General features: G+C 39.3%; 12 protein-coding genes. 5 read left to right on the top strand and 7 right to left on the bottom strand.

Going from position 1 to position 11,048, the window contains the following annotated elements; all coding sequences use genetic code 11:
• From KIM67_RS09040 to KIM67_RS09020, 5 genes are all read right to left on the bottom strand, one after another.
• Window positions 1–497 (bottom strand): hypothetical protein (locus KIM67_RS09040; protein ID WP_213831011.1); only part of this gene is annotated, 497 nt, incomplete at its 3' end.
• Between the two features lie 113 nt (window positions 498–610).
• A complete protein-coding gene (locus KIM67_RS09035) occupies window positions 611–1,504 on the bottom strand; it encodes a DMT family transporter (RefSeq protein WP_213831010.1) in 894 nt (297 codons plus the stop codon).
• Window positions 1,501–1,854 carry an arsenate reductase family protein gene (locus KIM67_RS09030; protein WP_213831009.1) on the bottom strand — a complete coding sequence of 118 codons (354 nt, stop codon included), beginning with the start codon at window positions 1,852–1,854 and terminating at the stop codon, window positions 1,501–1,503. Before KIM67_RS09030 ends, KIM67_RS09035 begins: the two co-directional genes overlap by 4 nt.
• A gap of 47 nt (window positions 1,855–1,901) precedes the next feature.
• Window positions 1,902–2,594, bottom strand: a complete 693-nt coding sequence (locus KIM67_RS09025; protein WP_213831008.1) for an aspartate/glutamate racemase family protein — start codon at window positions 2,592–2,594, stop codon at window positions 1,902–1,904.
• 181 nt (window positions 2,595–2,775) lie between these two features.
• Window positions 2,776–3,078: a helix-turn-helix transcriptional regulator gene (locus KIM67_RS09020; RefSeq protein ID WP_213831007.1), complete on the bottom strand. Its 303-nt coding sequence runs from the start codon at window positions 3,076–3,078 to the stop codon at window positions 2,776–2,778.
• A gap of 163 nt (window positions 3,079–3,241) precedes the next feature.
• Between KIM67_RS09020 and KIM67_RS09015 the strand changes: the two genes are divergently transcribed.
• Window positions 3,242–3,793, top strand: coding sequence for a conjugal transfer protein TraO (locus tag KIM67_RS09015; protein WP_213831006.1), 552 nt, complete (start codon window positions 3,242–3,244; stop codon window positions 3,791–3,793).
• A gap of 28 nt (window positions 3,794–3,821) precedes the next feature.
• On the opposite strand, the gene KIM67_RS09010 is transcribed toward KIM67_RS09015, so the two are convergent.
• A complete protein-coding gene (locus KIM67_RS09010; RefSeq protein ID WP_213831005.1) occupies window positions 3,822–4,565 on the bottom strand; it encodes a DUF3298 and DUF4163 domain-containing protein in 744 nt (247 codons plus the stop codon).
• Window positions 4,566–4,650: 85 nt separating this feature from the next.
• On the opposite strand from KIM67_RS09010, the gene KIM67_RS09005 reads away from it, so the two are divergent.
• From KIM67_RS09005 to KIM67_RS08990, 4 genes are all read left to right on the top strand, one after another.
• Entirely contained in the window at window positions 4,651–5,805 is a 1,155-nt protein-coding gene (locus KIM67_RS09005; protein WP_213831004.1) for a cystathionine gamma-synthase, read from the top strand.
• Window positions 5,806–5,936: 131 nt separating this feature from the next.
• Window positions 5,937–7,280: an NADP-specific glutamate dehydrogenase gene (gdhA, locus tag KIM67_RS09000; RefSeq protein WP_213831003.1), complete on the top strand. Its 1,344-nt coding sequence runs from the start codon at window positions 5,937–5,939 to the stop codon at window positions 7,278–7,280.
• 180 nt (window positions 7,281–7,460) lie between these two features.
• Window positions 7,461–8,180 carry a DNA repair protein RecO gene (gene recO / locus KIM67_RS08995; RefSeq protein ID WP_213831002.1) on the top strand — a complete coding sequence of 240 codons (720 nt, stop codon included), beginning with the start codon at window positions 7,461–7,463 and terminating at the stop codon, window positions 8,178–8,180.
• A gap of 1 nt (window position 8,181) precedes the next feature.
• Window positions 8,182–10,596, top strand: a complete 2,415-nt coding sequence (locus tag KIM67_RS08990) for a TonB-dependent receptor (RefSeq protein ID WP_213831017.1) — start codon at window positions 8,182–8,184, stop codon at window positions 10,594–10,596.
• 67 nt (window positions 10,597–10,663) lie between these two features.
• On the opposite strand, the gene KIM67_RS08985 is transcribed toward KIM67_RS08990, so the two are convergent.
• Window positions 10,664–11,017: a hypothetical protein gene (locus tag KIM67_RS08985; protein ID WP_213831001.1), complete on the bottom strand. Its 354-nt coding sequence runs from the start codon at window positions 11,015–11,017 to the stop codon at window positions 10,664–10,666.
• Window positions 11,018–11,048 lie beyond the last annotated feature (31 nt).

The raw sequence follows: 11,048 nt of genomic DNA, 5'->3' as shown, positions 1-11,048 counted from the left end.
GCACACGAACGGGCCGAGAGGCGTTTGCCCGTGAGGACATCAAAGACCTCAAAACATATCCGGTACGAACCTTCGGGTAGGGTACGTCCGTAGACCGTTGGGGAAACGCCCGTAACGTTCGCAAGTTGAAAGTAAGGGGCTAGCTCCGCCGCATTGAGCGTCAACGGAATTCCCCCGTCCAAAAAGAAGGGTCCGGTGCCCACAGGATTCGTGGTACTTTGAAAATTGATACCACCTCCTTGAAAGAACAACCGTAGTTGCACTTCCCTACCCGTAATGTTCAGATCGTTGAGTGCCAGCGTGACCCGTAGCGGTCCATTGTTCTGTGAAGCATCGGCAAATGTAGAGAGTTGTGAGGGCGAGGCGCCCAAGGTCTGGACCGTAACATGTACAGGAAACGATTGGGCGTTGCACAGAAATGGGTAAGTGAATACTACAAAAAATAGTAGAATGCTATTTTTTTTACTTTGGATACTAGGTGATGGAATAGTTTTCATAAGAAATTTGAAAACTAAAAGATAGAAGACCTGACCAGATTTGAACATGGTCAATTGATGGTTGCCCTAAATGAGTTGACGGTTTAAGAAATAATAATATGATTTTAAGATTGTCAAGGCTTTGGGCGAGACTTCTTACTTGCCAGATAAACTCCTAACAAAACCAAAGCGGTTGCCAAGACTTTGATCATTGTGAGTTGGTCCTTACCAGAAAACAAAGCGAACAATATCCCAAATAATGGTTGCACATAAACAAAGGCTCCCACGGTTGACGCTTTTAGCTCGGTTAGGGCAAAAGCATTAAAAAGATAGGTCATAAAAGTAGTGCCGATAATTACAAATGCAATAGCACCATAGGCCCAGAGTGGCATGGTCGACCATTGTATTTCCAAAAACTCCGGAAGTGTAATCGGGAAGTTGATGATAATGGCAATGGTAAACAACCATTTCATTAAGGTGAACGGATGGTATTTTTCAATCAGTTTTTTAACGACGATCAAATAAGCCCCGTAAGAAGTGGCATTGACCACGAACAGAAAATTACCCAATGGAATGTTCGGTGCGTCTTGACGTATTTCAGCTCCAAAAAGTATAAGCGCCACAGCACCGATAAAGCCCAATACAATACCGAGCCCTTTGTTTAAGGTTATTTTTTCACTCAGGAAAAATGCAGATAAGATTACCACGATGATTGGGGTAATCGTAACCAAAACAGCGCTGTTAATTGGTGTTGAGAGCTCTAGGCCCTTAAAGAATGCCAACATATTGATGACCATTCCCAAAATGGAACAAACAAGAATTCTGCCCCAATCCCTTTTTTCAATTTTCTCTTTTGGTCCAAAAAAAGAAATTCCCCAAAATAGAATAGCCGCACCGACCACCCTGAGCATGATAAACCCAAAAGGTTTTATATGGGTTGGCATAACTCCTTTGGCAACCGTGTGATTAATACCATAGATAGTGGTAGCGCCAATGGCAGCCAGAATGGCAAGGGTTCTTTTGCTCATGGGTGCAGTTTGCCTTTAGCGGCTTCGACTACTTTTTTGGAATTTCCGATAAAGATTTCATCTTCAAAAATGATAACAGGCCTTTTAAGAAAAGTATAATGTTCAAGGATAAGATTTTTATAATCATTCTCTGCTAGTTCCTTTTCATGTAATCCCTTTTGACGGAAGAGCATCGCCCTTCTGCTGAACAAAGCTTCGTAACTACCTGACATGTTTTTCATTTCTTCCAATTGATTGGCTGTTATGGGTTCTGACTTAATCTCTTGCAGAACAACGTTATCAAGTGGTTCCAACTCTTTTAAAATACGCTTGCAGGTAGAACAGCTACCTAAATGATAAATTTTTTTCATTGTAAGATTGTCTTCTTTTTAAGAACTCAAAATTAATCTATGCCTTGCTAAGAAAGTGCAAAATCAACAGCTTTTTGTGCATGAATTCTTGTGGTGTCAAATGTAGTAATGGCTACTTCATCGTTAGGAATGAGCAAAGGGAGCTCGGTGCACCCTAAAATTGCACCTTCGGCACCTTGGGCTTCCATTTTTTTGATGATTTCCAAACAAATTTGCTTGGATTCAGGTTTAAATACCCCTTTTACGAGCTCATCATAAATAATCGATTGAAGTATGTCCATATCCTCTGCATCAGGAACCATTACTTCTAAATTATACTGCTCCCGAAGGATTTTGGTATAAAAGTCTTTTTCCATGGTGAACCTTGTTCCTAAAAGTGCTACTTTCTTCACTCCAGATTTTACGATAGCCTCACCAGTTGCGTGGGCAATATGTAAAAATGGAACGTCGATTGCTTGGGTGATGGCATCACTTACCAGATGTATGGTATTGGTGCAAAGCACTACCAAATCCGCTCCAGCTTTTTCGAGTTTTTCAGCATGTACTGCCATGAGATCACCAATTTTATCCCATTCGCCAGAGAAGGAATAATGTTCAATTTGATCAAAGTCCACTGAGGTTAGTATACTTTTTGCGGAGTGGGAACCGCCCAGCTTTTCCTTGACCATCTCATTTATATATTGATAATATACTTTGGAGGATTCCCAACTCATACCTCCGATAAGCCCTATAGTTTTCATATTATTTTGTTTTAGATAAATATTCAGCTCCCTCAATCTTGAAAAAACTTAGAAAATGTATGATTCTTTTTTTGAGAGACCTATTTTGCTTCTCTTGTAACAATTCATTGTATTCAATAGTACAGTTTTTCATGGCTATCAAATTTATATTTCGCTAATTATAGATATGTTATGTTAAATTTTATAAATCGGTTTTTAATGCTTCAACATAAGCTTTGATTACTTCTTCGTTTCTTCTGTAATAAGTCCACTTTCCGTGTCGGGTTGGTATGACCAGATTTGCATTCTGCATGGAGTTCAAATAGGTTGAAATTGTGGATTGTGATAATCCAGTTTTGTCCTGTATAAAACCAACACAGACCCCATCGTCAAAATGGTCAATATCTTGGTGCGGGGGAAAGTTCGCTTCAGGATTCTTCAACCATTTTAGAATGTTGACCCTGGTTTTATTGGATAGCACTTTGCTGATTTCAACAATATTCATAAGGCAAATATATATTAAATATTCATATATCTAAATAAATAGATATGATTGTTTTCATGTCTCAATAAATTATGTTTTGAAAGAGTGTATCAAATAGAACATCCAGGTTTTATTTAATCCGATTATATTTGTAATAACAGCAAGCCCCCAAATCTTTATCGATATGAAAAAAAACTGCCTACGCTATTTGGCATTTTTGGCTATGCTCATGTTTTCCTTTGAACAAGCTTATTCTCAAAGAAGCGATTTTTTCTTTGATGTAGTGCCAAGCTACAAAACAAACGGATATGGTTTAAACGCCAATATCAACTATTTCCAAAGTACCACGGATTTTTTTAGGGTATCGTTTGTCTTTGCCTCTTCTATGGAACAACCTGTAGGGGGCATTGAGTTTCCGTATGAAGATTATTTTGTGAGCCTGGGATATTTTACAACTGTGCTTACTTCTCCAAACCGGGGTTTTTTTATTTACTTTGGTGGAGGTCCCTCTTTGGGCTATAAGCATATCAATGATGGGGAAACAGATTTTCCTTTTAATGCAGTTGATGCGGAGAGTAGCTTTATCTATGGTGGCTTTGCCACTTTTGAACTGGATTTTTTCCTATCGGATACATTTTCGATAATCGCACCAGTTACAGGATTCTATCATTTTAATAGCGACCTTAACGATACTACACTTTTAGTGGGCGCAGGGTTACGTTATTATTTGGATTAGCTATAAAACCTAGGAAAAATAAAGTGGATTAGGATTTTACCTTATTTTTCAAATATTTATTTATTTCCTTGAAAGGTAAAGTTAAAAGAATAGGGCCATCTGCATAGGAAGCCACTTCGTACTGGTTATAGACAAATCGGATTCCGTCTTCCGTGTACCCAATATTTTTGGCCAAATGGAATTCATCGTCCTCAAACATAAATCCCGTTGCGTTAATGTTCCCTTCTTGAGGAATGCTTTCCTGCGCCCTGAACTTGGCTTCCGCAAGCTGCTGAAAATCTTCTAAATCTTCAAAAAGTTCCCAATTTTCCAACTCTATTCCCTTTGTTTTATCAAAATTTAAAAATGTTGTTGCGCCATACCCATGTGCTCCACCGGTAAAAATGTAGGTGTCCATTGCGAGTGTCAAGACATTTTCATCCTCATAAACAACTTCGCCATCTACTTTAGCCTCCCACCCTATGGTATCTTCAGGAAATCTGGTTGCCAGTTCCTTAAAACTACTGGTAAAAGAAGCTATTGCATCGTTCAGATTTTCAATGTCCTCTTCCTCATCAAAAGAAAGATATGCGATAATTTCTTCTTCAGTGCTACGGTTTATCGTATTTGCAATTGCAGTGTCGTCAATGGCCTTGGGAACGTCAATGTCGATTTTGGGGCAAGTTGCACAATCCTCACCAACTATTTGTAAGGGTTCAAAAGTAAGTTTATCACTGTTTTCGCAACCAATGGCTATCAATACAAGAAGGAGTACGCCTATAGATTTTTTCATATTGGAGGTTTTAGGGGCTTCAAAAATAATACATCGTTGATTACTCCAAAAGATAACGATACATTTGTACGCAGATTTAGAAAAAATGAGCAAAAAAGACTTAAAATTCAACAGTAAGACCATTCACGGGGGACAACACCCGGATAAAGCTTATGGTTCGGTTATGCCGCCGATCTATCAAACATCGACCTATGCGCAAACCACTCCAGGAGGGCATCAAGGGTTTGAATATTCGCGTAGTGCCAATCCAACAAGAACAGCGCTGGAGAATTCCTTGGCAAGTATTGAAAACGGCACGTATGGACTTGCATTTGCAAGCGGACTTGCCGCCATCGATGCAGTTATAAAGCTTTTAAATCCCGGAGATGAGGTAATTTCAACCAATGATTTATATGGTGGAAGCTATCGTTTGTTCAAACAAATTTTTGAAAAATACGGGATTACGTTTCATTTTATAGGAATGCAAAGCGTTGCTGCAATTGAAGAACGTATCAACAACAATACAAAACTTATATGGGTTGAGACACCAACTAACCCTATGATGAATGTTATTGATATTAAAGCAGTATCTGATTTAGCTAAAAAGCATGATTTACTTTTAGCGGTAGATAATACGTTTGCCACTCCTTACTTGCAGCGACCTTTGGATTTAGGAGCTGATATTGTAATGCACTCGGCTACAAAGTATTTGGGAGGCCATAGCGATATAGTTGTAGGTGCCTTGATTGTCAAGGATAAAGACTTGGCGGACAAACTATATTTTATTCAAAATGCAAGTGGAGCCGTGTGTGGTCCTATGGACAGTTTTTTAACGTTGCGTGGCATAAAAACGCTTCATGTCCGTATGCAAAGGCACTGTGAAAACGGAAAAGCCATCGCAGAATATCTGACCAAGCATCCAAAAATTGGAAAAGTATACTGGCCAGGTTTTGAGACACATCCAAACCACGATGTAGCCAAAGCTCAAATGGATGATTTTGGTGGAATGATTTCCTTTGTTCCAGATGGAAGTAGCTACGAAGATGCAATTAAAATAGTGGAGAAATTGGAAGTTTTTACGCTTGCGGAATCTTTGGGCGGTGTTGAGAGTTTAGCGGGTCATCCTGCAAGTATGACACATGCAAGTATTCCAAAAGAGGAACGCGAGAAAAGCGGTGTAGTGGATGCGTTGATCAGGTTAAGTGTGGGAATAGAGGATGCGGACGACCTAATAGCGGACTTGGAACAGGCGATAGGATAGTAAAATTTTGCAAAATTTTTAAAAAAGGCACATTCAAATTATGCAAATAGTATAATTTTGCCGTCAAATTCATAATTTATTAAAAAAGCCCTGAAGAAAGTCTAAGGGACAACAAACTAGTAATCCGTTTTATGGAAGCAAAAATCAAAGCATTTATGGATGAGATCAAGGCCAGAAATGGTCATGAGCCAGAATTCATCCAAGCGGTACAAGAGGTCGCGGAAACCGTTATACCTTATATCGTAAAGCATGATATCTATCATGGAAAGAATATCTTATTGCGCATGGTCGAGCCAGAGCGTTTAATTTCTTTTCGCGTAGCTTGGGTAGATGATGCTGGTGAGATTCACGTAAACCGTGGATATCGGATTCAGATGAATTCGGCTATTGGGCCTTACAAAGGAGGTTTAAGGTTTCACCCAACGGTCAATGCCAGCGTTTTGAAATTCTTGGCTTTTGAGCAAGTTTTCAAAAACAGCTTGACCACCCTTCCCATGGGCGGAGGAAAAGGAGGTTCCGATTTTGACCCAAAAGGGAAATCAGACGATGAAATAATGCGTTTTTGTCATTCCTTTATGACCGAGTTATGCCGTCATATTGGGCCAAATACCGATGTCCCTGCCGGTGATATTGGTGTTGGTGCCCGTGAAATAGGGTTTTTGTTCGGAAAGTACAAAAAGATACGAAACGAATTTACCGGGGTACTCACCGGTAAAGGGATCTCTTGGGGAGGTTCGTTAATTCGTCCAGAAGCTACAGGCTACGGTACCGTATATTTTGCAGATAGCATGCTAAAAACGAACAACGATTCTTTCGAAGGTAAAAAAGTGGTTATTTCGGGATCGGGAAATGTTGCCCAATATGCAGCTGAAAAAGTTTTGCAATTGGGCGGAAAAGTGTTGACACTTTCCGACTCTGGCGGTTACATTTATGATAAAGATGGCATTGATAGTGAAAAACTTACTTTTGTTATGGACCTTAAGAACAATCGAAGAGGAAGAATTTCTGAATATGCGGATAAGTATACTTCTGCAGAGTTCCACAAAGGTAAAACACCATGGGAAGTTGCGTGTGACGTTGCCTTACCATGTGCAACGCAAAACGAACTAAATGGAGATGACGCAGCAACTTTAATAAAAAATGGCTGTATAGCAGTGGCCGAAGGTGCCAATATGCCATCGACCCCAGAAGCTATCCATGCTTTCCACGATGCAAAAATACTATTTGCACCAGGTAAAGCTTCCAATGCCGGTGGCGTTGCCACTTCAGGATTGGAAATGTCGCAGAACTCTTTGCGTATAAGCTGGACAAGGGAAGAAGTGGACGAACGCCTTAAAGGTATTATGGAAGACATTCATGATTCTTGTATCGAGTACGGTAAAGAAGAAGGCGGATATTGTAATTACGTAAAAGGAGCAAATATTGCCGGTTTCGTAAAAGTAGCCGATGCCATGTTGGCGCAGGGCGTAATCTAAGGTACAAAATTAGAAATACGAAGTACGAATGAAGACCTTTCGGATTTTAAAATCCGAAGGGTCTTTTTGTTTGATGACATAAGCTTTTCTTGCAAAATATTTCGAACTAACTACATCTGATTTCTTAATTCGTACCTCAAACTTTTTCAGATTATCTTTACCTAGATTCAACTTCAGTAAATGCAGGTAACTACAAGGGCAATAGTACTTTCTTCTTTGAAATATGGTGATACCAGCCTTATCGTTAAAGCCTTTACTGCTTCTGATGGTTTAAAGTCCTATTTATTAAAAGGTGTGCTGAGTTCAAAAAGAGGCAAAGTTAAAGCCGCATATTTTCTTCCTTTGATGCAGCTGGAAATTGTGGCCGTTCATAAGAACAAAGGGACACTTGAAAGCATACGGGAAGTTAGGGTAATCCACCCTTATAAAACGCTCCATACCGATATCGTTAAAAACAGTATGGTGCTTTTTTTAGCGGAAATGTTGGGAAATAGTATTCAAGAGCAAGAAGAGGACAAGACCCTGTTCCAGTATCTTGAATATGTACTATACTGGTTGGACGAGCATCCTTCAAACTCCAATTTCCATATTTTGTTCTTGCTGAACTTTACCAAATACTTGGGATTTTATCCAGACACTACTTTTCAAGAAAAGGATTATTTTGATTTGATGGAGGGAAGCTTCTCTAAAACGCCTACCCTCAACCCTTTGATTCAAGATGAAAACTTAGTTCATTTCAAAAAGTTTTTAGGCATAAATTTTGATGCATTAAATGCGATACAAATGGGGAAATCGCAACGACAAGAGCTTCTGAAAAAAGTTATTCTATATTTTGAATTACATTTACACGGTTTCAGAAAACCGAAGTCCTTGGCGGTTTTAAACGCAGTTTTTGAATAGTATGCATAGCAAAGGTTTTATCCTCTTTTTTCTATTGATTTCTTACACCGTTTTTTCTCAAGAAATCAAGGTTTTGGATGCGGTTACGGGTAATCCAATTTCCAACATTGCAGTGTACAATAAGGATAAATCCAAAACCACGATCTCTGACTTTGATGGGAAATGTGACTTAAAGGCTTTTTTCAAAAGCGAGAAGATAATATTTAAGCATATAAGCTACCAAACCTACGCTACGACCAAGGCACAGATCGCTAAGAAAGGAAACCGGGTCTATTTGGATTTAAAACTGGAAGAACTACAAGAAATAGTGATGTCCGTATCTAAATGGGAACAGCAAAAAAAAGATATTCCACAAAAGATTGAATCCATTGATGCAAGAACCGTGTCCTTTACCGCACCACAAACATCGGCTGACTTACTCCAGAATAGCGGAAAGGTTTTTGTTCAAAAGAGTCAACTTGGTGGTGGTAGCCCTATGATTAGGGGGTTTGCAACGAGCAGACTATTGCTGTCTGTGGACGGAGTTCGTATGAACAATGCCATTTTTAGAGATGGAAATATTCAAAATGTGATTTCTGTAGATCCCTTTACCATAAAAAATACGGAAGTAATCTTTGGTCCCGGCTCTGTTATTTATGGAAGCGATGCCATTGGGGGTGTGATGAATTTTTTCACCAAAAAGCCAAGATTTTCCTTTACGGACAGTCTCACGTTTTCAGGAAATGCCAATTATAGATTTGCTTCGGCAAACAATGAAAGTACCACGCACTTGGATTTTAACATAGGCAAAAAGAAATGGGCTTCCTATACCAGTTTCACATATAACGATTTTGATGACTTGGTCATGGGAGAGCACGGTCGCGATTCGTACCTGCGGAACACTTTTGTGAGAAGGGAAAATGGAACAGATGTATTGGTACAAAATGATGATCCCAGAAAGCAGGTTACTTCTGGATACGATCAAGTAAATTTTCTTCAAAAGTTTACGTACAAACCCAATACCACATGGAATTATGATTTAGGATTGTATTACTCGGAAACTTCCGATTTCTCTAGATACGATAGATTGATTCGCCCCAGTAGTGATGGAGATGGACTTCGTTCGGCTGAGTGGTTTTATGGTCCTCAAAAGTGGTTTATGGGGAATTTTCAATTGACTAAAAAGGGGAAAAACAAATTCTATGATGGTGTTAAATTAACTACGGCCTATCAACATTTTGAAGAAAGCAGAAATGAAAGGGGTTTTCAAGAGGATGATAGGTTCACTACAGAGGAAAAGGTAGATGCACTATCCGTAAACCTCGACTTTGAAAACAAAAAAATTGGAGATCTTAGATTGTATTACGGTGCTGAATACATCTTTAACAAAGTAAATTCTGAAGGAACCCAAACAAATATAGAAACCAATGAAGTGACCGGAGCAGCATCAAGATATCCTGATGGTTCCACTTGGCAGACTTTTGCAGGGTACTTAAATGGTGAATGGCAACTGAAACCGAATTTTACCTTACTGTCCGGGGCTCGGTACAGTCAAGTTTGGGTAGATGCCCAATTTGACAAGACCTTTTTTCCATTCCCTTTTGATGAAGCGGACTTAATAACGGGGGCTTTCACAGGGAGCGTTGGATTTAGCTGGTTTCCAAAAGCTAATCTTCAAATAACATTGAACGGCTCCACAGGTTTTAGAGCTCCAAACATAGATGATATTGGAAAAGTATTTGACTCTGAACCTGGTTCTGTAGTAGTTCCAAATCCAGATTTAGAACCTGAATATGCTTACAATGCGGAAGTGGGCGTTCGGAAAAACTTCAATGACAGGGTGGTATTAAAAGGAGCGGCATACTACACCTACTTGGTGGACGCCCTAGTAAGAAGGGACTACGAGTTCAATGGAGCATCGGAGATTATCTACAATAATGAGTTGAGCAATGTACAGGCTATCCAAAATGCGGCAAAAGCTTATGTCTACGGTTTTGAACTAAGTATGGAAGCTTTTTTAAGCGATAATTGGTCCGTTTTTTCAAATTTGACCATTACCGAAGGTATCGAAGAAGACGAGGATGGTACAGACTCACCTGCAAGACATGTGGCACCAACGTTTGGAGACTTTCATCTGGTGTGGCAGAATCAGAGATTTAAAACAGATTTCTTTCTAAACTACAATGGTGAAATCAGTTTTAATGATTTGGCATTCTCGGAACGCAGCAAAGAGTTTATTTATGCTACCGATGAAAACGGCAACCCATTTTCACCTTCTTGGTACACCTTAAATTTTAGGTCGCAATATAAAATATCCAATGCCTTAAAGACAACTATAAGCTTGGAAAACATGACAAATCAACGTTATAGAACGTATTCCTCAGGTATCGTAGCTCCCGGTACAAATTTCATTTTAGGGTTGGGATATAGTTTTTGAAAACAAAAAAGGGCCTACAAAAGAAATTTCTTTTGTAGGCCCTTTTTTGTCTTTGCTTGTAGGCAGTTTAGTGCTCTACTTTTTCTTTTGCATCTTCTGCGGCCTTTTTAAGATCATTGGCTGTTTCATTGGCAGTATCTTTCATGTCTTCGCCCATTTCTTTGGCTTTATTCATGGTTTCCTCACCGGCTTTTTTAATGCTGTCCATAGCTTTTTCACCAGCATCTTTCATATCTTCACCAGCTTCCTTCATGGTATCGGCTGTGTCATCGGCCGCTTTTTTTAAATCATTACCGGCCTCTTCTAAAGAGCCAGCTGCTTCTTCTGTAGCCTCTTTGGCTTTATCTGCAGCTTCTTTACAAGATACCATAGTTGTCATGGATACTGATAGCGCAACAATTGCAATACATACTTTTTTCATTTTAAAAATGGTTTAGTGTTAATGTCGTGAA

It is taken from the genome of Flagellimonas sp. 389, assembly GCF_018449435.1.
Taxonomy (GTDB): Bacteria; Bacteroidota; Bacteroidia; order Flavobacteriales; family Flavobacteriaceae; genus Flagellimonas.
Note: the sequence above shows the minus strand (reverse complement) of the source record. Positions and strands in the feature narration are given on the sequence as shown.